Annotated in this window: 21 protein-coding genes; 11 read left to right on the top strand and 10 right to left on the bottom strand. The window is 51.7% G+C overall.

The window, feature by feature from the left end:
* Window positions 1-27: 27 nt before the first annotated feature.
* Window positions 28-3,723 carry a methionine synthase gene (metH, locus tag CLC93_RS03060; RefSeq protein ID WP_095504456.1) on the bottom strand — a complete coding sequence of 1,232 codons (3,696 nt, stop codon included), beginning with the start codon at window positions 3,721-3,723 and terminating at the stop codon, window positions 28-30.
* A gap of 212 nt (window positions 3,724-3,935) precedes the next feature.
* Here metH and CLC93_RS03055 point away from each other — a divergent pair, with 212 nt between their 5' ends.
* From CLC93_RS03055 to CLC93_RS03040, 4 genes are read left to right on the top strand one after another with little or no spacing between them, the layout of a single operon-like run.
* Entirely contained in the window at window positions 3,936-4,769 is an 834-nt protein-coding gene (locus CLC93_RS03055) for an ABC transporter ATP-binding protein (protein WP_095504455.1), read from the top strand.
* On the top strand, window positions 4,762-5,775 hold the full coding sequence (locus CLC93_RS03050) for a FecCD family ABC transporter permease (RefSeq protein WP_245837070.1): 1,014 nt from the start codon (window positions 4,762-4,764) through the stop codon (window positions 5,773-5,775). Before CLC93_RS03055 ends, CLC93_RS03050 begins: the two co-directional genes overlap by 8 nt.
* Window positions 5,776-5,804: 29 nt before the next feature.
* The gene (gene cobO / locus CLC93_RS03045; protein ID WP_095504453.1) at window positions 5,805-6,401 is read left to right on the top strand and encodes a cob(I)yrinic acid a,c-diamide adenosyltransferase; all 597 of its coding nucleotides are present in this window, start codon (window positions 5,805-5,807) and stop codon (window positions 6,399-6,401) included.
* Window positions 6,401-7,216 carry a cobalamin-binding protein gene (locus tag CLC93_RS03040; RefSeq protein ID WP_095504452.1) on the top strand — a complete coding sequence of 272 codons (816 nt, stop codon included), beginning with the start codon at window positions 6,401-6,403 and terminating at the stop codon, window positions 7,214-7,216. Before cobO ends, CLC93_RS03040 begins: the two co-directional genes overlap by 1 nt.
* Here the strand turns inward: CLC93_RS03040 and CLC93_RS03035 are convergent.
* Together CLC93_RS03035 and queG are read right to left on the bottom strand one after the other, a co-directional pair.
* Window positions 7,213-8,121: a LysR family transcriptional regulator gene (locus tag CLC93_RS03035; RefSeq protein WP_095504451.1), complete on the bottom strand. Its 909-nt coding sequence runs from the start codon at window positions 8,119-8,121 to the stop codon at window positions 7,213-7,215. The genes CLC93_RS03040 and CLC93_RS03035 overlap by 4 nt on opposite strands.
* A gap of 254 nt (window positions 8,122-8,375) precedes the next feature.
* Window positions 8,376-9,521: a tRNA epoxyqueuosine(34) reductase QueG gene (gene queG / locus CLC93_RS03030; protein WP_095504450.1), complete on the bottom strand. Its 1,146-nt coding sequence runs from the start codon at window positions 9,519-9,521 to the stop codon at window positions 8,376-8,378.
* Between the two features lie 197 nt (window positions 9,522-9,718).
* Between queG and CLC93_RS03025 the strand changes: the two genes are divergently transcribed.
* On the top strand, window positions 9,719-10,252 hold the full coding sequence (locus tag CLC93_RS03025; protein ID WP_095504449.1) for a hypothetical protein: 534 nt from the start codon (window positions 9,719-9,721) through the stop codon (window positions 10,250-10,252).
* A gap of 17 nt (window positions 10,253-10,269) precedes the next feature.
* The gene (locus CLC93_RS03020) at window positions 10,270-11,082 is read left to right on the top strand and encodes a DUF2797 domain-containing protein (protein WP_095504542.1); all 813 of its coding nucleotides are present in this window, start codon (window positions 10,270-10,272) and stop codon (window positions 11,080-11,082) included.
* Here the strand turns inward: CLC93_RS03020 and CLC93_RS03015 are convergent.
* Both CLC93_RS03015 and CLC93_RS03010 read right to left on the bottom strand, forming a co-directional pair.
* Complete coding sequence (locus CLC93_RS03015; RefSeq protein WP_095504448.1) at window positions 11,079-11,519, bottom strand: hypothetical protein; 441 nt, start codon at window positions 11,517-11,519, stop codon at window positions 11,079-11,081. The genes CLC93_RS03020 and CLC93_RS03015 overlap by 4 nt on opposite strands.
* Window positions 11,520-11,547: 28 nt before the next feature.
* The gene (locus CLC93_RS03010) at window positions 11,548-11,763 is read right to left on the bottom strand and encodes a DUF3185 family protein (RefSeq protein WP_095504447.1); all 216 of its coding nucleotides are present in this window, start codon (window positions 11,761-11,763) and stop codon (window positions 11,548-11,550) included.
* A gap of 690 nt (window positions 11,764-12,453) precedes the next feature.
* Between CLC93_RS03010 and CLC93_RS03005 the strand changes: the two genes are divergently transcribed.
* The 3 genes from CLC93_RS03005 to cydX are packed head-to-tail and all read left to right on the top strand — an operon-like array spanning window position 12,454 to window position 15,306.
* The gene (locus CLC93_RS03005) at window positions 12,454-14,010 is read left to right on the top strand and encodes a cytochrome ubiquinol oxidase subunit I (protein ID WP_095504446.1); all 1,557 of its coding nucleotides are present in this window, start codon (window positions 12,454-12,456) and stop codon (window positions 14,008-14,010) included.
* Between the two features lie 15 nt (window positions 14,011-14,025).
* Window positions 14,026-15,165, top strand: coding sequence for a cytochrome d ubiquinol oxidase subunit II (gene cydB, locus CLC93_RS03000; protein ID WP_095504445.1), 1,140 nt, complete (start codon window positions 14,026-14,028; stop codon window positions 15,163-15,165).
* Window positions 15,166-15,180: 15 nt separating this feature from the next.
* Window positions 15,181-15,306, top strand: a complete 126-nt coding sequence (gene cydX / locus CLC93_RS02995; protein WP_095504444.1) for a cytochrome bd-I oxidase subunit CydX — start codon at window positions 15,181-15,183, stop codon at window positions 15,304-15,306.
* Between the two features lie 93 nt (window positions 15,307-15,399).
* Here the strand turns inward: cydX and CLC93_RS02990 are convergent, their stop codons facing one another.
* Window positions 15,400-16,167, bottom strand: a complete 768-nt coding sequence (locus tag CLC93_RS02990) for a hypothetical protein (protein WP_095504443.1) — start codon at window positions 16,165-16,167, stop codon at window positions 15,400-15,402.
* Window positions 16,168-16,378: 211 nt separating this feature from the next.
* Here CLC93_RS02990 and CLC93_RS02985 point away from each other — a divergent pair, with 211 nt between their 5' ends.
* On the top strand, window positions 16,379-16,627 hold the full coding sequence (locus CLC93_RS02985; protein WP_095504442.1) for an HP1242/YdcH family protein: 249 nt from the start codon (window positions 16,379-16,381) through the stop codon (window positions 16,625-16,627).
* On the opposite strand, the gene CLC93_RS02980 is transcribed toward CLC93_RS02985, so the two are convergent.
* Window positions 16,624-19,671: an efflux RND transporter permease subunit gene (locus CLC93_RS02980; RefSeq protein ID WP_095504441.1), complete on the bottom strand. Its 3,048-nt coding sequence runs from the start codon at window positions 19,669-19,671 to the stop codon at window positions 16,624-16,626. The two genes, CLC93_RS02985 and CLC93_RS02980, sit on opposite strands and share 4 nt — an antisense overlap.
* A gap of 5 nt (window positions 19,672-19,676) precedes the next feature.
* Window positions 19,677-20,738: an efflux RND transporter periplasmic adaptor subunit gene (locus tag CLC93_RS02975; protein ID WP_095504440.1), complete on the bottom strand. Its 1,062-nt coding sequence runs from the start codon at window positions 20,736-20,738 to the stop codon at window positions 19,677-19,679.
* 123 nt (window positions 20,739-20,861) lie between these two features.
* On the opposite strand from CLC93_RS02975, the gene CLC93_RS02970 reads away from it, so the two are divergent.
* Window positions 20,862-21,488: a TetR/AcrR family transcriptional regulator gene (locus CLC93_RS02970; RefSeq protein WP_095504439.1), complete on the top strand. Its 627-nt coding sequence runs from the start codon at window positions 20,862-20,864 to the stop codon at window positions 21,486-21,488.
* 3 nt (window positions 21,489-21,491) lie between these two features.
* Here CLC93_RS02970 and CLC93_RS02965 read toward each other — a convergent pair whose 3' ends face one another.
* A complete protein-coding gene (locus CLC93_RS02965; protein WP_095504438.1) occupies window positions 21,492-22,049 on the bottom strand; it encodes a chalcone isomerase family protein in 558 nt (185 codons plus the stop codon).
* An 81-nt stretch (window positions 22,050-22,130) separates the two neighbouring features.
* Complete coding sequence (locus CLC93_RS02960; RefSeq protein ID WP_095504437.1) at window positions 22,131-23,144, bottom strand: ATP-grasp fold amidoligase family protein; 1,014 nt, start codon at window positions 23,142-23,144, stop codon at window positions 22,131-22,133.
* Window positions 23,145-23,194 lie beyond the last annotated feature (50 nt).

Genomic DNA, 23,194 nt, shown 5'->3' with positions numbered 1-23,194 from the left:
TGTCAGTTTTTCAGCGGTTAGCGGCAATTAATCTGGGTCGTAATCCAGCACAGGCCGCAGCCATTTCTCTGCCTCAGCGACACTCATGCCTTTGCGCTTGGCGTAGTCTTCCACCTGATCCCTGTCGATATTGGTAATGCCAAAGTAGCGCGAATTCGGGTTGGCAAAATACCAGCCGGATACCGCCGCGGTTGGGAACATGGCGTAGTTCTCGGTAATATTCAGACCTATGTGCTCATCGGGCTTTAACAACTCCCACAACAAGCCTTTCTCAGTGTGATCCGGACAGGCCGGATAACCCGGCGCTGGGCGAATGCCTTTGTACTTCTCGCGGATAAGAGCTTCATTGTCTAACTGCTCATCTGCTGCGTAACCCCAAAACTCTTTGCGAATGCGCTCGTGTAGACGTTCTGCCAAGGCTTCGGCCAGACGGTCTGCCAGCGCTTTAAGCATAATGGCGTTGTAGTCGTCCCCGGCGGCTTCATAAGCTTCAACGTGGGAATCAATGCCGATGCCAGCGGTGACCGCAAAGGCACCCATGTAGTCGGCGCAGCCGCTGGATTTCGGTGCGACAAAGTCAGCTAGGCAAAAGTTGTGGTTACCGGCGCGCTCAATTTGCTGACGCAAGTGATGCAAAGTCATGGTCGGTGTATCGCGATTTTCATCGGCGTATATTTCGATATCGTCGTGATTGACCGTGTTGGCCGGATATAGGCCAAATACAGCGGCGGCTTCGAGCCACTTCTCTTCGACGATGCGCTCAAGCATAGCGCGACCGTCCTTGTACAGTTTCTGCGCTTCTTCGCCCACAACCTTGTCGGTCAAAATATCCGGATAGCGGCCGTGCAGCTCCCAGCTGCGGAAAAACGGCGTCCAGTCGATGCGCTCAATCAAATCGCTAAGCGGGTAGTCTTTGATGACCTGATGACCTAGCTGTTTAGGCACAGGCGCCTGGTAGTTGTCCCAGTCAAGTTGCGCAGCGTTCTCGCGCGCTTTCTCTATGCTCACCAACTTTTTGCGCTTACCTTGGGCCAAGCGTTTCTCGCGCAGGGCCAAGTACTCAGCGCGGCGCTCTTCCACAAAGCCCTGACGGCGCTCAGATAGCAAAGCCGCAACCACGGGTACCGTGCGCGAGGCATCGGTAACGTATATCGCGCCGCTTGGATAGTGCGGGTCAATTTTCACTGCGGTGTGAATTTTAGAAGTGGTAGCACCGCCAATAATCACTGGCAGTTCAATACCCGCTTCGCGCAGGGTCTTAACGTTGTGCACCATCTCATCCAGCGATGGGGTAATCAGTCCCGACATGCCAATCACGTCTATGTCGTGCTCTTTTACCGCTTCGATGACCTTTTCGATGGTGACCATCACGCCCAAGTCTACCACCTCGTAACCGTTACACTGCAACACCACGCCAACAATGTTTTTGCCAATATCGTGCACATCGCCTTTTACGGTGAGCATGAGTACGCGACCAGCGCTCTTAGAAGCTACTTTTTCCGCTTCTAGGAAAGGGTTTAAGTAGGCCACTGCCTTTTTCATCACGCGGGCAGACTTCACTACTTGCGGCAAGAACATCTTACCGGCGCCAAATAAATCGCCGACGTGGTTCATGCCATCCATCAGCGGGCCTTCAATAACCTCTAGTGGAATATTGGCTTGCAGGCGCGCCGCTTCGGTGTCTTCTTCGATGTAATCGGTAATGCCTTTCACTAGCGCGTGGCTAAGACGCTCGTTAACCGGTAAATCGCGCCAGGCCAGGTCTTCGCCCTTGTTGGCTTGCTTGCCATCACCTATGTAGTCCTGGGCTTTTTCCAGCAGGCGCTCGGTGGCATCGCTGTGACGGTTGAGTACCACGTCTTCCACTAGCTCTTTGAGCGTCGGTTCAATCTCGTCATAAATCTCTAGCTGACCGGCATTCACAATACCCATGGTCATGCCTTCGCGAATGGCGTGGTACAAGAACACAGCGTGAATCGCCTCGCGCACCGGATTGTTACCGCGGAAACTGAAGGACACGTTGGATACACCGCCAGAGATCATGGCGTGAGGCAGGTTCTGCTTAATAAAACGGGTGGCATCGATGAAGTCCACCGCGTAGTTATCGTGCTCCTCGATACCTGTGGCCACCGCAAAAATATTGGGGTCAAAGATAATGTCTTCCGGTGGGAAGCCGGCTTTCTCGGTGAGCACCTTGTAGGCACGCTCACAAATCTCAATTTTGCGCTCAGCAGTATCCGCCTGACCTTGCTCGTCAAAGGCCATCACAATAGCCGCTGCGCCGTAGCGGCGGATCAGCTTGGCTTGAGCAATGAAAATCTCTTCGCCTTCTTTTAGCGAGATGGAGTTGACCACGCCCTTGCCTTGAATGCACTTAAGGCCTGCTTCCATCACATCCCACTTGGAGCTATCGAGCATGATAGGCACGCGGGCAATGTCAGGCTCAGCGGCAATTAGGTTCAAAAAGCGCACCATGGCCGCTTTGGCATCGAGCATGCCCTCATCCATGTTGATGTCGATGATCTGGGCGCCGTTCTCCACCTGCTGGCGAGCCACCTGCAGTGCAGTCTCGTAGTCGCCTTCTTTAATCAGGCGCAAAAAGCGCGCTGAGCCGGTCACGTTAGTGCGCTCACCCACGTTAACGAATAGCGACTCGGAGTTAATCGTCAAGGGCTCAAGACCTGACAGGCGACACGCTACTTCTAACTTAGGCAGTGGGCGCGGCGGGTGAACTTCCACCGCCGCTTTGATAGCCGTAATGTGTGCCGGTGTGGTGCCGCAACAGCCACCAACAATATTGAGCATACCGGCTTCGGCCCAAGGGCCAATCACTTCTGCCATTTGCTCTGGGGTTTCGTCGTAACCGCCGAATTCGTTGGGCAGACCCGCATTCGGGTGCGCGGATACCGCACACTCGCTAATTTTGCTGAGCTCCTGCACATAAGGACGCAGCTCTTGCGGGCCTAAGGCACAGTTAAGGCCAAAGCTTAAAGGTTTGACGTGGCGCAGCGAGTGGTAAAAGGCTTCGGTGGTTTGGCCGGTAAGGGTACGGCCAGAAGCATCGGTAATGGTGCCTGAGATCATGATAGGCAGGGTCACGCCCATCTCTTCAAACACGCTATCCACCGCAAACAGAGCAGCCTTGGCGTTCAGAGTATCAAAGATGGTTTCCACCATGATGATATCCGAGCCGCCTTCAATTAACGCCTGAGTAGACTCTTTGTAGGCCTCTACTAAAGTGTCGAAGTCGATATTGCGATAGCCCGGGTCGTTAACGTCAGGGCTTATCGAGCAGGTGCGGTTGGTCGGGCCTAAAACACCAGCCACAAATCTAGGTACGCCAGTTTGCTCGGCGATATCGTCGGCCGCTTTGCGCGCCAGTTGTGCCGACACCAAGTTGATTTCGCGCGAGATGCTCTCCATTTCATAGTCGGCCATCGCCACTGTGGTGGAGTTAAAGCTGTTGGTCTCAATGATATCCGCGCCGGCCAATAGGTATTGGCAGTGGATATGATAGATGGCATCGCCTTGGGTTAGCGAGAGTAAGTCGTTGTTACCTTTGAGGTTACAAGGCCAATCGGCAAAGCGTTCGCCGCGAAAATCGTCCTCATCGAAATTCAAAGCCTGGATCATGGTTCCCATGGCGCCATCGAGGATCAAAATGCGTTGTGCAATCGCTTGTTCTAAAGCGGTGAGGCGTTGGGCTTGAGATGCGGAACTCATGTACGGCTTTCCTTTAACTCATCGAGTCAGGCTCGAAAGGTAGTAACTTTGTTATAGACATTTAAACGTATAGACGTCTATATTAAGGGCAAACGGGAGTGCTGGCAATCAGAGCTTTGCAAATTCCTTTCATGCCTCAACTAAGCTACTCGCTTGACCTGCCCTTGGGCATGAGGATAATCAAACAATCTTGAATCTTTTCGCCGACTTGCATGACTGCACCCGCCCAAACCAAAGCCAATAACACCAGCAAAAGTTTGTCCGTTGAGGATTTGAGCTGGAGTGTGGCTGGCCGTCGAGTATTGGACAACATCAGTTTTGGTCACCAAAGCGGCGAGGTGTTAGGGGTGATTGGCCCGAATGGCGCTGGCAAGTCGAGCTTGCTGCGTTGCCTTTATTCTTATTTAAAACCCCAGCAGGGCAGTATTCAGCTATTTGATAAAGCCTTAAATCAATACGCCCCCAGCGAGTTGGCGCAAACCTTGGCGGTAGTACTGCAGCACAATCAGGTAGAGTCGGATGCTAATTTACTGCAATGGCTGGCGCTGGGCCGTACTCCTTATCGCAGCTGGCGCGCCAGCGACCAAGCTCAGGAAATGGCGATTATCGAGCCATTGATGGCTCGGCTGGATATCGGCCACCTAGCGCAGCAATCTATGTCTAGCTTGTCAGGCGGTGAGCGTCAGCGCGCGTTAATTGCTCGCGCTTTGGTGCAACAACCCAAGCTGTTGTTACTCGATGAACCCAGTAATCACCTAGATATTGGCCATCAAATCCAGATCATGCAGATGATCCGCAGCTTGTCGATTGGCACCATTGCCTGCTTACACGACCTCAATCTGGCCAGTGCTTATTGCGACCGTCTGCTGATTCTGAATCAGGGTAAAGTACACGCCATTGGTACTCCTGCCGAGGTTTTGACCCGCGATACGTTGCGACATGTGTTTGGCGTTAACGCGCAAATCAGTGACAGCTCGCCACCCTACCTCAAGTATTGCTTCCCTCAAGAGAATCGCGCCGAGGATGGAGGGCGTGAGCATGCATAAGCTGGATAACGCGCCGGCTTGGTTGTGGCCAAGTTTATTGCTGTTGTTAATAGCTGCGCCCCTGTTCTCCATCACTCAAGGGGCGATCGCTCTGGATTTGGGGCAGGTGTGGGGAGCGCTTGTTGAGCCGACTCAGCAAGGCTTGAGTCAGTCTGTGGTGTGGCAGTTGCGCCTACCGCGAGTGGTAATGGCGATGATCGCCGGTGCCGCTTTGGCATCCGCCGGTTTTGTGCTGCAAAGCGTAACTCGCAATCCGCTGGCCGACCCGTATCTGTTTGGTATTTCCTCTGGCGCCTCCTTTGGCGCCGTTGTCACCATTACCGGTGCCTTTGGTGCTAGCGTTTGGTGGTTACCAGCCGGTGCCTTTGCCGGTGCCGTTCTGGCGATCGGGCTGGTGCTTGGGTTAATGGGACAAGCGGGCTATCGCCAAGCCGAGCGCATGCTGCTGGCCGGCGTAGCAGTTTCCTTCTTATTCAGCGCCCTAAGTGCAGGGTTGATTTATGGCGCCGATACCAATGCCATTGCCTCTGTGCTGTTTTGGAACATGGGCAGTGTGGCGCGAGTGGAGTGGAGTCAGCTTTGGCTGCCTAGCAGCGCCCTGGTAATCGCTCTTGGCTGGTTTTTGTGGCAACGTCGCGCGATTGAAGCCATGGCGTGTGGGGACGAAGCGGCGCACACCCTAGGGGTTCGAGTGCGTCGTGTGCGAGTGCAAGCGCTACTGATGGCAGCGCTGGTGACTTCGGCAGTCGTCGCCCTTTGCGGCGGCATTGGCTTTGTCGGCTTGGTAGTGCCTCATTTGGTGCGCTTGATGAACCGAGGTTTTGGCTGGCGCTTAAGCTGGCTTCAGCACTTGCTCTGCAGTGTGGGACTGGGAGCGATTTTCCTTGTGCTGGTAGACACCTTAGCGCGCTTATTACTACCGGCACAAGAATTGCCACTTGGGGTGATCACCGCTTCAATCGGCTCTATTTTCTTTATTTATTTGTTGGGGCGCGTGCGCCACTAACAGCAGCGAAACGGATCAGGGACAGACAAATGACAGACAAGGCATCAAAACACCAGCAACGCCAACAAAAGCTCAAAGAAAAGGTCGACAGTAAGGTGGCGCAAGCGCAAATCGAGCGCGGCGTGCTGCTGGTGCTCACCGGCAATGGCAAGGGCAAAACCACTGCGGGCTTTGGCAACGTGCTGCGCGCCGTAGGCCACGGTCAATCGGCGGCTGTGGTGCAGTTTATCAAGGGCATGTGGGATTGCGGCGAGCGCAACGTCCTGCAAAACCTGGGGGTCCAGTTTGAGGTGATGGCCACCGGCTTTACCTGGGAGACTCAAAACAAAGAGAAGGACATCGCCGCTGCCGAGAAGGCCTGGGCACAGGCGGAGATTTGGCTGCAAGACCCCAGTATTCAGCTGGTGCTATTAGACGAGCTGACTTACATGCTGAGCTATCACTATTTGGATGTGGACCGAGTGCTTGAGGTCTTGGCCAAGCGTCCTGAGCATCAACACGTGATTATCACAGGGCGTCAGGCTCATCGCCGCTTGGTGGAAATGGCCGATACGGTGAGCGATGTGCAGCCGACCAAGCACGCCTTTGAGGCTGGCATCAAGGCGCAAAAAGGGTTTGATTACTGATGTTGTCCCGTTGGCTAAGTGCATTTTTAGGCTTGAGTTTTTGTGTTGTAGCGAGTGCCGCGCCTGAGCGGATTATCGCGCTATCACCCCACGCGGTAGAGCTGATTTTCTCTTTAGAATCTGGCGATAAATTGGTGGGCGTGGTTGAGCACAGTGATTACCCTCGACAAGCTCTGAAGATCCCTCGCATCGGCAGCGCTCACGGCCTGTCATACGAAACCATTTTGGCGCTAAAGCCGGATTTGATTGTGGCTTGGGAAGGGGGGACCTCTGAGTTGGCGCTGCAAAAGCTCAGCAAGCTTGGGATTAAGATTGTTTATTCTCACGCCAGTCACTATCAAGAGCTTCCGCAACAAATCAGAGAATTAGGCGAGGCCTTGGGCAAAGTTGAGTTGGCGGATCGTCTAGCCACTCAATACCTAAAGGACATGGCGGCACTTCAGCAGCGCTATCAAGACAAGCCTGCCAAAAAAGTCTTTTATCAGTTGTGGGACTCACCCTTGATGACGGTCGCCAACGGCGCTTGGATCCAAAGCCTACTGCCGATTTGTCAGTTAGAAAATCCGTTTGTGGGTTTGAGTAAAGCCTATCCCCAGGTGAACCTAGAACAGGTATTGGCTTATGAGCCAGAGGTGATAATCATCGCTCAGGATGATGAGCCGCAGCGACGGGCGGTATGGCAACAGTGGCCATATATTCCAGCGGTAAAGAATGATGCTTTGGTGTTTGTGAATCCCGACCGCTTGCACCGGCCGACCTTAAGGAGCCTCGCTGGCATTGAGGAGTTATGCCAGCGAGTGCACGCGCTTGATTAAGCGGCGCGCTGCTTTTCGGCTTGAACCGCGTGAGCACATACCAGCTCTAGCAGCTCTTTAGTGGCGGCGTTTAGCACAGCACTTTGAGGCAGGGCGGCGTACAGCGGACGCTGCAAACCTTCGGTACCCAACTGACGGCTAGTCAAATGCATGCCCATACCATCGTGCTTAGACCAAGCAGGTAGGGCACAAACTCCATCACCCGAGGCCACGCGTTGTAGCAACATCATAGTTAGCTCGCACTGCTTTTGAGGACCAGGTACCACACCTGACGGCGCCATAAACTGGCTAACCAAATCCAGCTTTTGCAGTGGCACTGGGTAGCTAATCAGAGTTTCGCCTTCCAAGTCTTGAGGCTTGATGAAGGCCTTTTGTGCCAATGGGTGGCGTGGGCTCATCATCAGTTCTAAATCGTAGTCAAACAGGTGCTGGTATTTAACCGCATCGCTTGGACGGCTGTCCGAAGTAATCACCAAATCCACATCGCCGTTTTCTAGTGCTTGCAGGCTTTCAAACTGATACTTGGCGGTCAGCTCAACTTTGATGTCTGGGTAGCGCTGACTAAAGGCTTCGATAACTGGCTGCAACCAGCGATAGCACGAGAAACACGCCACACCGATAGTTAGCTTCTGCTCGACTTTGTCCAAACCCAGTTTCAACTGGGCTTCTTCTTTAGCCACCATAGGCAAAATGCACTCGGCCAAATCTACCAGCTTTTGACCTTCTGGCGTGAAGCGCAAAGGTTTGCTCTTGCGAATGAACAAAGGCGCGTTAATGCGGGTTTCCAACTCTTTAATTTGGTGGGACAGGGCAGACTGAGTCACAAAACGCTTGCCGGCTGCCGCTGCCAGACTACCACTTTCCTTTAGTGCAATAAGAGTCTTTAAGTGTCTAAGCTCTACCATAGTGTTTACTCCCATCAATCAAACACAGAATGTGAATTTTATTAATCTGTTGACCAATTGTTGAGCTAACGTTAACACCGCTGCATGAAACGATCTACAGGCTTCATTTCACAAATTGACAAATGTCTATTCAAACCTTTGATATAGCTCAATTCTTGGGTCAATTGCGAATTTGGCAATGTGGTATTGCAATATGTGATTATTCAGTAGGAGTGAATATACATGCATCAAGTGAAACTAATTCATACAGATGGCTAGGCGTCTCGGGGGAGGCCTTTTTGGACGATACGAGCTAGGCGTTGACTGGCCCGTGACGGAGAGCTGGCCAATAGCTGTTTTTTACTGTTCTGCTGCTCGATGGCCCATTGAAGATGCTCCACCAAGAAATCCTTTTCGCAGTCTTCTAGCTTGCCTTGTAGCGCTGCCACTATTTGCGGGTCGTAAGGGGCGTTACCCAAAGCCACACTGATATTGCGCAGCCATTTTTTATGGCCGATGCGACGAATGGGCGAGCCTTGCAAACGCTCCAAGAACTCTTGCTCGCTCCAGCTAAACAGACTCAGCAGGCTGGCTTGCTGAAAGTACTCACGAGTGTGGAAATCCGTTTCTTCGGTCAGCTCGCTACTGCGATTAAAAGGACAAGCCAGTTGGCAATCGTCGCAACCGTAAATGCGATTGCCCATGGCACTGCGCAGCGACTCGTCGATGGCGCCTTCGTGTTCAATGGTTAGATATGAGATGCAGCGGCGCGCATCCACCACATAGTCGTCCACTATGGCCTGAGTGGGGCACAAGGTACGACAGGCTTTGCAGGAACCACACTGGTTGGCGACCGGCAGGTCTACCGGTAAGGGCAAATTGACCAAGAGCTCGCCGAGGAAGTACCAGCTGCCCCCCGGATTAGACAACAGAAGTGAATGTTTACCGACCCAGCCCAATCCGGCCTTTTCTGCTAATGGGCGCTCGAGTACCGGCGCTGAGTCGACAAAAGGGCGAAAGCTCAATTGAGGTAACTGGGTTTGGATTTTCTGACCCAGCTGCTTTAAGCGGTTGCGCATCATTTTGTGATAATCGCGACCACCGGCGTAGCGACTGATGTTGGCGCTATTGGGGTCTAGTATATTGTCGGCAAAGCGCGCTTTTGGCGGCAGGTAGTCCAAGCGCACACACACGGCGCGCAAGCTTCCCGGTTGCAACAGGCTGGGGTCCAAACGCAGGTCCTGGTTTTGGGTCATGTAATGCATGCTGCCGTGGTAGTCGGAAGCTAACCACTGATCCACCCAAGCTTTGTGCTGCGAGACATCCAGATCCGCGATGCCAACGTCGCTAAAGCCGAGGTCTTTGCCCCAAGCCTTAATCTGTTGAGCGATTTGAGCATAATCTAGGTCGGATTGAGTCATTGAAAATTCCGCAAGCACCAGTGCTAGCCAAGAATACCACAGGCGTGACCAGTAAGCCGATTATCCCAGCGTTAGTGGCGACTTTTCAGACCCTTGCGGACGTAGTATGTTAAACAAAGCTGAGTTCAATTCCCCAGCCACCGATAGTAAGCGCGCTTAGGCTTGGGAACAAAGCAAAAACAATAGGAATAAACCGCATGATCAGACGGCTTTCAGCATTATTGGGTGTACTCGCTCTTGCCTTGATGACGGGCTGTAGCAGCCTTTCTATCCCGCAATTCTTTAGCGAACAGAGTTTGTCTAAACAGGAGTTTAGTGAACTCAATCCCGAACAGTTAAGCGTTAAGTTGGTGCTCGAAGACAGTGCCAGCTTAGTGGTCGAAGACTTGAAATTAACCCTCAATTACCAGTCGACCTCACAACCGCAAACCCATAAGTTTCCGCTGCTAGTCGCCACCACTCGCTCGCTTTCAGCAGAGGACGGATGGATAATGGTGATGCCCGCACGCACCGAGTATTTACTATTGTTAACCCCAGAAGGCGTCGAGCAGCTGGCGAGCTTGCAGCAGAATCTCAACGGCGAAGATGCCGATGAGTTTCAAATGAAAGTGGCCGCCAATCTCAATTTGCTCGATATCGATCGCGGCCAGGCTTGCTTGCAAAGTTATGTCCGTCTTAACGACTTCGATGAATACCAACCCTTAGAAGAGCTACAGGTAATTAAATTTTGATAGGTCACGTTTCCAAAATGGTGTCGCAACTTTCTCAAAGCGGCGCCACGGTCGAGTACAGCTTGCCGTTAGACGATCAACTGATTCCACTCAATCCATTTTTAGGCCAGCGCATTCGCCTCACCCACACTGGCGACATTCATTGTTCGGCCTGCGGGCGCAAGACCAAAAAGAGTTACTCGCAAGGCTACTGTTTTCCTTGCATGCAAAAGCTGCCGCAGTGCGACTTGTGCATTATGAAGCCGGAGACCTGCCATCACTCACAGGTTATCCCAGGTAAAGAGTGTCGCGATGAAGAGTGGGGTGAGCGCAACTGCATGATTGATCACTTCGTGTATCTGTCGAATACCTCGGCTATCAAGGTAGGGATCACGCGCCACAGCCAATTGCCAACCCGTTGGGTCGACCAAGGAGCCAATCAGGGCTTGCCGATACTGCGAGTGCGCACTCGACATCACTCCGGGTTAATTGAAACCGCCTTGGCACAGCTGATTAGCGACAAAACCAATTGGCGCACCATGCTCAAAGGCGACGCACCAAGTTTGGATTTGAACACAGAAGCCGAGTCACTCTTGACTCAGATTCAGCCAGAGCTGGATGAGTTTCAGCAGCAGTACGGCTTGCAGGCGTTGGAGTTTTTAAGCCAGCCAATCACTGAAATTCGCTATCCTGTGCTGGAATACCCCACTAAAATAGTCTCGTTAAATCTGGATAAGACACCCACTATCGAGGGCACCTTAATGGGCATTAAGGGGCAATATTTGATTCTGGATACGGGCGTAATCAACCTAAGAAAGTACACTTCGTACAATCTGGAGTTTGCCGCCTAACTGGTAACCCAGCCTCTGTGCTGTCCGGTCTTGGCAAGTTTAATCAGGCCAAGGCCGATGGCTATCACTAGCGTGGGCATTATGATTGCCTGACTGCCGTAGACGTCGACCGCGTTACTCATCAAAAGACTATGGGCGTTTTGAATCAGCACAGCGATTAGCGACACCACTAATAGCAGCACACTTAAGCCTCGCTTAAACAGCAGTAACAAGCTACCTGCAGTGCCGGCACACACAGCAATAGCGAAAGCCGCAGTGGCCCAGATCGGAGTTGATTGGTAGAGAGCTTGCTCGGCGTCAGATAACGCCGCTATGTCTTGCGGGGTAAGGTTCATGTGCATGACGAAGGCCATAAGGCCCATGAGATTCCACACCAGCCCTAAAGCTGCCAATATCCAAAACCATAGGGGTGGGGTATTTGATACAGCTTTATCCATGCTGGCCTCCGTCGCCAGGATTATCGTTTTACTTCTTGAATAATAGGACAATTCCTAGAATACCGCTGACCGCAGCGCCAATGTAGCGGTACATCACTTCTTTTGGCATTTCGTTGGTAAGCTGGCTGGTGATTTGCGAGGTCATCTCTTGCGAGATCTCATAACCCCAGTAGCCAAGGCCACAGCCGATAATCAACAGTACGATACCGATAAGCTTGGTTGAAGAACTTGAACTAGCAGACATACAGATTCCTGATATTTTTGTGATTTATCCTTACCCAACTCTACTCATAAACCCTATGCCTAGGCAATAAACTGCCAAAAAAAAGCCCCAACGGCTTGGGGCTGTTGGGGCGGCGCTAGCAATCTAGAAGAATCTAAATTGTTTATTTGTAGTCAACGAAGCTGCCGTTGTACTTTTGCAGCAGACGCGAGAACAAAGATTTTAGGCTGTTCATAATCTATCTCCACTACATTCGAGAATGTTCACATCAGTTGGTTATTGGAGCAATTGCTCAACAACTGGCGCTATTTTAGTCAGCCCTTACTAAATCAGCAAACGAGAATATTTTAAATTTCGGATTAGAAAATTTAATCCGAACATAAAGTCCGGAAGTATAGTTTGGTACTCGAAAAAACCTCGCTACCGGCTTCAGTTGTCGATCGAAATGAGATCTAGCTCAAACCCCTTCGTTACAACGTTTGCGCGCGAGTGTGCGCAAGCTCACATAAATAACCCCAGTCTGATTGTGTAATTGATGCAAATCAAAATTTGGTGCTATAAACCGAGAGGAACGGGGTTTTTGCGCGCTGCCTGCACTATTAGTAGCTCGAGTGAACTCCTAATTTTAATAATCAATCTGAACCGATAAGAAATCTCGCCAGTTCGTTGACGGCAGCCGCCAGCAATGAAGCGAATTGCAAGGAGTTACCAATGATAGTTCAAGAAGTGGTTGATTTATCGCGGCTACAGTTCGCACTGACCGCCATGTATCACTTTCTTTTTGTCCCACTGACCCTGGGTATGAGCTTTATTTTGGCCATCATGGAATCGTTGTACGTGATGACCAACAAGCAAATCTACAAAGACATGACCAAGTTCTGGGGTAAGTTGTTTGCCATCAACTTTGCCTTGGGTGTTACTACCGGTCTTACTATGGAGTTCCAGTTTGGTACTAACTGGGCTTACTACTCTCATTATGTAGGTGATGTCTTTGGCGCACCGCTAGCCATCGAAGCCTTAATGGCCTTCTTCCTGGAATCTACCTTAATTGGTTTGTTCTTCTTTGGTTGGGATCGCCTGTCTAAACGTCAACACTTGGCAGTGACCTGGTGTGTGGCGCTAGCCTCTAACATGTCTGCCCTGTGGATTCTGGTCGCCAACGGCTGGATGCAATTCCCTGTGGGTGCCGAGTTCAACTACGAAACCATGCGTATGGAAATGGCGAGCTTCGGCGAGCTACTGATGAACCCTGTTGCTCAAGTTAAGTTCGTACACACTGTGGCGGCTGGCTATGTAACTGGTGCGGTATTCGTATTGGCGGTTAGCTCTTACTACATTCTGAAAAAGCGCGACTTGCCGTTTGCCCGTCGTTCTTTCGCGGTAGCTGCCAGCTTCGGTATGGCCTCTATCCTTTCAGTTATCGTTCTTGGTGACGAGTCTGGCTACAAGCTAGGTGGTGTTCAAGAAGCTAAGCTTGCGGCAATTGAAGCCGAGTGGCACACAGAGCCAGCACCGGCGGCCTTTACCGTAGTCGGTATTCCAAACGCGGAAACTCAAACCACGGATTACGCGATTAAGATCCCTTACGTAATGGGTATCATCGCCACTCGTTCACTGGACGAAGAAGTCTTGGGCGTGGCGGATCTGATTAAGAAAAACGAAGGTCGTGTTCGCAACGGTATCGTGGCTTATGAGTACTTGAAAGAACTGCAAGCCGGTAACGAAACCGACGCAATTCGTGCTTCCTTTGACGAGTACAAAGCGGACCTAGGTTTTGGCTTCTTGCTAAAACGCTTCCGCGACGATATTGAAAACGCGACCGAAGCAGAAATCAAAGCGGCAGCGGAAGATTCAATCCCAGCGGTTGCGCCTCTGTTCTGGACTTTCCGCGTAATGGTAGGTTGTGGCTTCGTTATGTTGTTCATCATTGCGATGGCCTTCTGGCAAAGCACTCGCCACCGCATCGAAGAGAAGCCTTGGGTACTTAAGGCTTGTATTCTGATGCTGCCGCTACCTTGGATCGCTTGTGAAGCTGGTTGGTTCGTCGCCGAGTACGGTCGTCAACCATGGACCATCGCTGAAGTGTTACCGACCTATATGTCGGCCTCGAGCCTGACTGTGAGCCAGCTGTGGTTCTCTATCGGCGCTATCACTTTGTTCTACTCAGTACTGTTGGTAATCGAGATCTTCCTGATGACTAAGTTCATCCGTAAAGGTCCAAGCAGCCTGCAAACAGGTCGCTACCACCATGAGATGGTTAAAGCGTAAAGGGAGCTCACAATTATGTTTGATTACGAAGTATTAAGATTCATTTGGTGGGCTTTGGTTGGCGTACTGCTAATTGGCTTCACCGTAACCGACGGTTTCGATATGGGTATCGGTTCCTGGCTGCCATTCTTGGGTAAGGATGACACCGAGCGCCGTATCATGATCAACTCAATCGCCCCGCACTGGGACGGTAACCAGGTATGGCTTATCACCGCTGGTGGTGCGCTATTCGCCGCTTGGCCTATGGTTTACGCTGCTTCTTTCAGTGGCTTCTACGTGGCCATGGTGATTGTACTGGCGGCCTTGTTCTTGCGTCCTGTGGGCTTTGACTACCGTTCTAAGATTGAAGATCCACGCTGGCGTAACGCTTGGGATTGGGCCTTGTTCGTTGGCGGTACCGTGCCACCAATTATCTTTGGTGTGGCTTTTGGTAACTTGCTACAAGGTGTACCGTTCCACTTTGGCGATTACCAGCGCTTCTTCTACACCGGCGGTTTCTTCGACCTGCTAAACCCATTCGCTCTGTTGGTGGGTCTGGTTAGCTTAAGCATGTTCTTGATGCATGGCGCGGCGTACTTGCAGATGAAGACCGAAGGTCCTCTGCGCGCCCGAGCTGAAAAAGCCACCATGTTCTCAGCGATTGCGCTAACCGTGTTGTTCGCTCTGGCCGGTGTATGGCTGGTATCGGGTATCGACGGTTATGTGGTGACTTCGCAGCTAGACACCATGGCGGCCTCCAACCCAACCACTAAGACTGTGGCGGTTGAAGCTGGCGCTTGGTTGGCCAACTACGACAAGTTCCCTCTGACCATGCTGGCCCCGGTATTGGGTCTGGTGATGCCGATTCTGGTGATTATCTTCACCAAGTCGCAGCGCTGTGGCTTTGGCTTTGTGGCCAGTTCATTGGCAATTGCCGGTGTGATTTTGACTTGCGGCCTGGCTATGTTCCCGTTCGTTATGCCTTCGAGCACTAACCCGGATCACAGCTTGACCATGTGGGACAGCACCTCAAGCGAAATGACCTTGGGCATCATGACTTACGTTGCCATCGTGTTTGTACCTATCATCCTGACTTACACAGGTTGGAGCTACATCAAGATGTTTGGTCGTTTGACCCGTGAGTTCATCGAAAAGAACAAGCCATCGCTTTACTAATAGGAGCCAAATAACATGTGGTACTTTACTTGGATACTCGGTGTTTTATTGGCCTGCGCCTTTGGCATTATTAATGCGCTATGGCTAGAGAACACAGAAAACATGGATCGCATCAGCGATTTGGACAGTAGCGAAGACTAATCGCTTAAGTCCTGTGTCAAAGTGACACAAATGGGAAAACAAAAAGGCCAGATGCGAGAGCATCTGGCCTTTTTAATGAATCGTTTTAGCGACTTAGAATACGTAAGCGTAACGAACTTTGTAGTTAGCTTCGGTGCCAGGAACTAAACCAGGTAGTGGAGAGTTCTCGCCAACCCAACGGGTACGACCGTCGGTGTTTGCGTTGTTTACCAGGTAGGTTTCGTTCATCAAGATAAGCTTGTGACGCTTGTCTTCGCTTAGGTTAACCGTCGCGCTTAGCTCAAACTTAACGGTAGAACCTACACGGTCGTCTTGGAAGCTCTGATACTGAGGGTGGAAGCGCAGCGATAAGCGATCGTTAACCGCGTAGTCCAAACGCAAGTTTAGTTGGTGGCCGTTCGAGATGATGTCACCCGCGCCAGTTTTAACGCGAACACGTGCCAGTGTTGGGTTTACGCGGAAGCACAGTGCGCCTGAGCAGTTTTTGTAGGCCAAACCGGCAGCTGCAATGCTAGGGCCAGTACCTTGCCAGTCGCCTTTGATAAGGTCTACTGACATGCCCCAGTTGTCGTTCCAGTAGCCATAGGCCCAGTTGCGACCAACGGTCAGCTTGCCGTCTAGGTTTACTTTGAGACCTGTGGTGTTTTCCCAAGTCATGCCGGCGAATTGCAAGTTAACACCGTGCGCAATTAGGTCTACTTGGTTGCGCTGTGAGCGAGCCGCTTTAGGGTCGATGTCGCCGCCCTTTACTAGGTGGGCGTTATCCCAACCTACCATGCCAATCCAAGTGCTTTTTGCGTTTGCGGTGGTTGTCACCAACGCCAGTGCTGCCAACAGTGCAGCGGAAACCATCTTTTGCATAATCTCTACCTATATATGAATACTTGCTAATTCACTCGCGGCGGGATAATGCCAGAGAGATCACGCTTGTAGATAGGGGGTGTTCAGAAGGTTTAGCGCTGCTGTTCGCTGTGGCACACGGGTTGTTGGGGTGTTTTGAGTCGGAAGCCTGCACAAACTTTGACTACACTTAACCAGTTCATTTGACAGAGAATCCTGTAGGAGGGTCTGAATGCTAGGCGAAAACCACGGTCTTAACTACGAATATCCGCAACACCTTTCCACCATAGCCAAGCTCAAAAGCGAAAACAGCGAATTCGCCGCCATGGCAAAAGAATACCATCAGCTCGACCACAGCATTCGAGGCCTTGAAAACCAAAACGTGCCTACTTCAGACGAGAACTTTGTGGGGATGAAAGCCCGCCGCGCCGAGCTGCGCGACTGGCTCCATGCGAAAATTATGGCCAATGGCGCTGGCTAGCTCGCCTCGGTCTTATCCTTAAACCACAAACGGTATAACGCTGGCACCCACAGCAGTGACAACATGCTTGTCAGCAGGGTGCCGCCAGCAATGGCCACTGCAAACGGTGGCCAAAAACCACCACCTGCTAGTATCAGCGGAGTGAAACCACCCACGGTGGTGATGGTGGTTGAGCCAATGTGACGCCCGCAAGAATTCACTGCTTCAATCACATCCTGGTTACTGCGCGAGGGCATGGATTTGAGCTCGGCGAGAATCACAATGGCGGCGTTGATCGCCAGACCCATCAAACCCAGTAGCGCGATAATCACATTAAAGCCAAAGGCATAGCCAAAGGCGTAGACGCACAACAAACCAAGTCCGGTAGACTGGAAGGCGCTGAGCATAATGATGGCGGTCATTCTAAAGGAGTTGAAACTCAGTACCACAGTGGTGAGTAGCAGCACTGCAATCACGCCGATATGGCTGAGTAGTTTGCCCACCGCCTCGTCGCGCTTCTGACTCTCGCCTCCGATTTCCACTCGATAGCCGCTTGGTACCTGAAAGCCTTGTTCGGCTAGCCTGTCTTGCACCTGAGTCAGCACTACCGACGGTAAAATTCCCGCCTGAATATAGCCCTCGATAACGTTAACTCGCTCGCCATCGCGACGGGGTATTACACTGCGACTGGCGATGATTTGGGTATCGGCGATTGCCGCGAGCACTATGCCTTTACCTTGACTGGACACCAGCTCAATACTTTCAAGGCGATTGGTCTTGGCGCGATTGGCATCGTTGAGTTTTAAGCGAATGTCCAGTGACTCGGTTTGTTCTAGTAAGTTGGCACCTACTACGCCGGTAGTAGACATCTGTAGCTGTTGGGCGACGTCACTAGCAGTGAGCCCAGCGGCAAGGGCGGCCTCTTCGTCCACATTCACTTTTACCTTTGGCGTGGCCGCAGACAAAGTGGCGCGAGTGTGGGTCACTTGTGGTACTCGACTCAGTACTAATCTGAGTTGCTCGCCCAAGTCTTGCAGCTGGTCTAAATCAGGGCCGTAAATTCTCAGCTCCACCGGCGCGTTAAACGGAGGACCTTGCTCTAGCTTGCGTACCAAAATTTGCGCTTCTGGGTAGGCTTCATCCAATCGCTTTTGCAGCTCGGGGATCACTCGGTTGGCCTTGCTAAAATGGGGCGTTTTCACCATGGCTTGAGCGTAAAACGGCGTGCCCGATTGGCGCTGCATCAGGTTGTAGTAAAACGACGGTGTGTTGTTACCCAGGGTCCAGTCGATGCGATCGATATCTGGATGAGCAATCAGCTCGGCGTGCAATTGGTCCACAAAGCGGCGCGTGGCCATGATGCTACTCGATGGGTCTAAGCGCACTTCGATGTGGAACATATCCCGATCTGAGGTTGGAAAAAACTGCTCGGGCAGTTTACCGGCAGCAAAAAAGCCCAACACAGGCACGCTTGAAAGCAATAGCACTGCCGCTAGCGGCTTAGCAATCGCCCAACTGAGCGCCTTGTTGTAGGCCGCGGCCAAGGGCTTGAGCGCCAGACCGTGCTGCCAGGCTGAATCGCCTTGTTCTGGGCGGTAAAAGCGCCCGGCCAGACCCGCAATTAGCGTGTGCGAGATAGCATAAGAGCCAATCAGCGCGAAGATCACCGCCAGCGCAATACCGCCAACAAACTCTCCCGCGGGACCCGGCATAATCACAATCGGCATAAAGGCCAAGATAGTGGTAATGGTGGAACCTGCAAGCGGCAGCCAGAAATGGCGCACCGTCTCTTTGACCGCTTTAATGGCATCCATACCGGCGCGACGCCTGGCGGCAATTGCATCCACGATAACAATGGCGTTATCCACCATGATCCCCAACGCCACCACTAAGCCGGTGACCGACATCTGGTGAATTGGCAGGCCGTAGTACTTCATCACTGCCAGCGTAAATAGCGCGGTTAAGGGCAGGGCTGCCGCCACAATCAGCGCATTACGCCAACCTAAGGTCAGCAGCAGTACTAGCAGAATCAGTACAAAACCTTGTATCAGGTTTTCCATTAACTCGGACAAACGAGTTTGAGTGTAGCCCTCTTGCTCAAACAACCATTCGAGCTTTACGTTTTGTGGCAGTTCAGCTTGTAGCGGTGCCAACTGAGCTTTGACCTGAGCACTCCATCGGTCAACGCGATACTGTGGCAGCATGCGCACTCCGATTAAAATGCCTGCCTCACCGTCAATAAGGCTGGTTTCAGCCGGTGGCCATTGGGCTTGGCGACTAATCTCAGCCACTTGCCCTAAACGCACCAACTGACCACTGGGGTCCATGACTAGCGGCACTTCGGCAATTCGCTCAAGGGATTTAAGCTCGCCGCTGACCTCGATTTGAGCGCGGTAATTGTCGTTAACCAGTTCACCAGCAGACACTTTGGCGTCCGCTTGGCGCAAGCGTTGAGCAATTTGCGCAGGACTTAGTTGGAGCTGGTTGAGCTTGCTGCCATCTAGGCTGACCAAAAACTCTTCTTTGGGCTCGCCAACCAGTTTTACAAACGCCGTGCCTGGTAGCTGGCGCAATCGACTTTGAATTTCTTTAGCGTAACGGTTGAGCATATCGAGACGACGCTCGCTATCTCCCTGCCAAGAAAGCCCTATGATTTGGGTAAATGCGTAGGCGATTTCGTCATCGAGATTTGGCTGAGCCGCCTCTGTAGGCAGCTTAGGGCGAGCGTCATCGAGCAAGTCTCGAGCTCGCGACCACACCGGCTTGGGATCCATTATCTCGTCTTTGAGCTCGAGTTGAATAACCGAAATACCCGGACGTGAGCTTGAACTAATCAGCTTGAGTTGCTCAAGGCGTCTAAGCTCGCTCTCTAAGACTTCGGTAACCAGTGCTTCGACACGCTCGGCGGTAGCGCCGGGCAGAGGGGTGACCACAGTGGCGAAGCGATTGGTAAGCTCAGGGTCTTCCATGCGTGGCAGCGAATCTAGCGCGCCTATTCCTGCCACCAAAATAATGGCGATGAACAAAGAGGCAATGCGGCCGTTAGTAACTAGTGCGCGTATCACGTTAACTACTCCGCCTTAAGCTTCACTTTTTGACCACTGACCAGACGGTGCAGGCCGTTTTTAACAATGCGCTCGTTCTCGCTAATGGCACCGCGAATAAAGGCCCGTTGCTCATCGGCGTAAAGAATTTCCACGTCGCGACGTTGCACAGTGAGCTCGCTATCTCCTTGGTCAATTACGTACACGTTCCACAGGCCACGAAGGCCGTTAATCAGCGCATCGGCAGGTACCCAAAAGCCAGCTTGGTCAACCGACTCCACTAGGCTTAACTGCGCCAGTTGACCGTTCACGTACACAGGCCCTTGCGGCAAGCTAAGGCGCACATTGCGGGTACGACTGACCTGATTGAGCTGCTGGCTGATACCTTGCACTTGCGCTTGTAACGCTTGACCCGCCACTCGTACTTCCACCTCTTGTCCCACTGACAACTCTGAGGCCAACTCGCTAGGCACGCCGATAATGGCTTCAATGCCGTCTGGCTGAATTAGAGTAACGATTGGGGTTGAGGGCATCACACCCTGAGCAATGTCGGCGTGACGAGCGGTAACCACACCATCGAAGGGAGCGTGCAAGCTAGATTTTTCGATGCGCAGTTGATTGGCTTTCAGCGCTGCTTCTAGGCGTTGCAGGTTGGCTTCAAGGCTGCTGCGCTGAGCGCGTAACTCATCCATTACCTGCGCCGATTGGTAGCCTTGCTCTTTGAGGTTTTGGTTTCTAGAAAGGGTTGCTTGGTTGAGATCCAGCTCTGCTTGGGTTTGCACCACCTGGGCTTTTAGCTCGGCGGTTTCGGCTCTGAGTAGTTGGTCGTCTAGGCGAGCAATGACCTGCCCAGCACTGACCTTATCGCCCACATCCACGCTAAGGCTGGCAAGTTTGCCCGGCAACTCAAAGGCCACCTGACTGGTGTTTCTAGCGCGAACGTTGCCTGAAAAATCCCGTGATACCAGATATTCGTTCTGCCCATCGAGCAGCCAACTCTCGACCGTAGCCGCGGGTGTTTCCAGCTCTACAGCGGGTTCCGAGCAAGCCGCTAAGCCAAATACAGCTAACAAAAACAAGCGACGCATAACACCAGATCCTAGTGATTTAGTAAAAACTGTACTGACAAGTCTAGTTTTATGGAACTAGACTGTCTAGTCTAATTGTGAGTTAATTGTGAAAACTTATTTAGTGCAGGGTTAAGCTTGAATATGTCGGTAAAGCCAAAAACGCAGAGTGCGGTGAAGCATCAAAACATACTTAGTAGCGCGATTGAGCTGTTTTGCGAACAGGGGTTCGCCACTACTAGCATGGATGAAATTGCACGCTTGGCTCAGGTGTCCAAACAAACCGTGTATAGCCACTTTGGCAGTAAGAACGATCTGTTTGTGGCTGCCATTGAGTCACGAGTGGCAACCTACATGTTCAGCGAAACCTTGCTGCAAGATATCGACAATCCCCAGCAAGCACTGGTGACTTTTGCCGAACACTTCCTGCAGTTATTAAACTCCGATGAAGCGATTGCGGTTCACCGCACTTGTATCGCTCAGGCGGAAACTCACCCAGAATTGGCGGACATGTATTATCAGGCGGGGCCGGCGCGGATCATTGATATGGTGGCTGGCTATTTGCAGCGCTTGCAGATTCAAGGAGAGTATCAGTTCTCGCCGTTGCGCGAGGCTTCGGTGCGTTTGTTGACTGCTTTGAAAGGTGAGGTGCAAATGCGCATGGAATTGAATTTACCGGCAAGCGCACAAATGCAGCGCCAGGGAAAGTACTTAGAAAGAACCGTCGCCGCGTTTTTGCAGGGACACAAGTGCCCCTGCGAAGCGGAATAAGGCTTAGTTGCCTAGCATCTGCTGCTTAAGCTTCTTTTGAGCTGGCTTTTCGCCTAACCAAATTTTCATCATGGCTACGCGAAAGTCATCGCCATCAACAATCACTTTTTGCTCGCCATTCTTAAAGCCAACTACACCTTTGCCTGGGATAAAGTTGAAGGTGTACTGGTCGCCTTTGACGATCTCTTCGTTGAACACGCCAATGAAATCGTCGATGCGTTGCTGCATTTCACCTGGGTTGCCGTTGGTGGCGTTGTCGAAGCCCTCAAGAATGGCATCGGTCATTTTCTCGGAAGTGATCATGCCTGAGGTGATGTTCAAACGAATTGCGCTAACCTCTTCGCTGGCCAAAATCGCGTCAACCGCTTGGCTTTTTGCTGGCAAGTACAAGCTGCCAACGTACAAGTCGATAAAGAACTTAGAGCGCACACCTGCGCCATTTAGCACTAGGTCTTGCTGTTGAACTTGGATCTGAGGTTCAAGCTCAACACCGGAAACAGTGGTCGCTTGAGCCGGAGCGATCATTAGGAAGGCGACAGCCGCCAAGATTAGATTACGCATGGTTTGAGTCTCGTCGAATTTTTAAAGGCCGTATTCAAGCAAATTACTGACATTTCAGCAATTTTAGCCGTAAAATAACCGCTATTTGTTAATGGCTTGATAGAGACCGGTTGTCTTCAGTTGAGGAGGACTGTTTACCAAGTGTTTCTGAGCGCGAGGATCTCTATAAAACGCCAAGTAGTCTGCGTTCCATTTAGCATAGTCGCGAATGCAGCCTTGTGGATAAAACTCTTCATCGGGCGCTATACAAGCCGCTATCTGTTGGTCAAAGGTCACAGGGGATAGCGGGCAGGTTCCGGCGCCGTGGGTGAAAGTAAGTTCGCCAAAGTAGATGGCGTTGTCGAGCAGGTAAACGTCGATGCGCACATAGTTGAAATCGTGGGCCAGTTGTTTGAGTAGCTGGACCGCTTTGTCTAGCTGAGGCGGCTTAGGTTCTAGCTCACCGCTGGGCAAGCCCCAGTCGATGTTGAGTGGTCGCCACTCTTGGTCGTAGAAGTTTTTGCGATAGTCCTCAAAGCGGTTGCTATCGACTTCGATGATAAACCTCAGCTGGCGGCCGTCATTGAAAAAGTGAAACTTGTAGTCTTTGGGCAGTTTGTCGTTGCTGTCGAGTAGCATTTGCTCGGCGATGATGCGTCTGTGTTGCACTTCTTGGTAGTGGTTTTCGCCCCATTTGGCCGAGTGATCGTCGCTTAGCCACTCCTTAGAGGACTGAATAAAATTATGCTGGGCTTCTGGAGTGTTATTGCGACAAAAGAAGTTGTGCTTGGTGGCGTAGTTTAGCTTGAGCACAAAATGCTCCGGAAGCTCTGAAAACTGCACTTCTTGCGGCGATTGATAGACCCCAAGCAAAGGCACTAAATACTGAGCGCCAATTCGCTCCGTTATGTATTGGCGAACGAACAATTTGTCGGTAAGCAGTCCAAGCCCTTTGGTCGGGTTGGCTTTGCGCAGCGCGATAAATTCGTTTAGTAAGGTGAAGTTACGACGCGGCAAACGACCGTACATGCGATAGAAGTACAGCCAGGCTTTGGCTCGGTTTGGAAGTTTATCCTTTAGCCACTGCTTTGCCCTCGTGGCAATTGTCAGCTTCATAAATACTCTCTGCCCTGAAAGTGATGATACGCCCCATAATTTTTACAAAG

It is taken from the genome of Paraferrimonas sedimenticola (assembly GCF_002282855.1).
Taxonomy (GTDB): Bacteria; Pseudomonadota; Gammaproteobacteria; order Enterobacterales; family Shewanellaceae; genus Paraferrimonas; species Paraferrimonas sedimenticola.
Note: the sequence above shows the minus strand (reverse complement) of the source record. Positions and strands in the feature narration are given on the sequence as shown.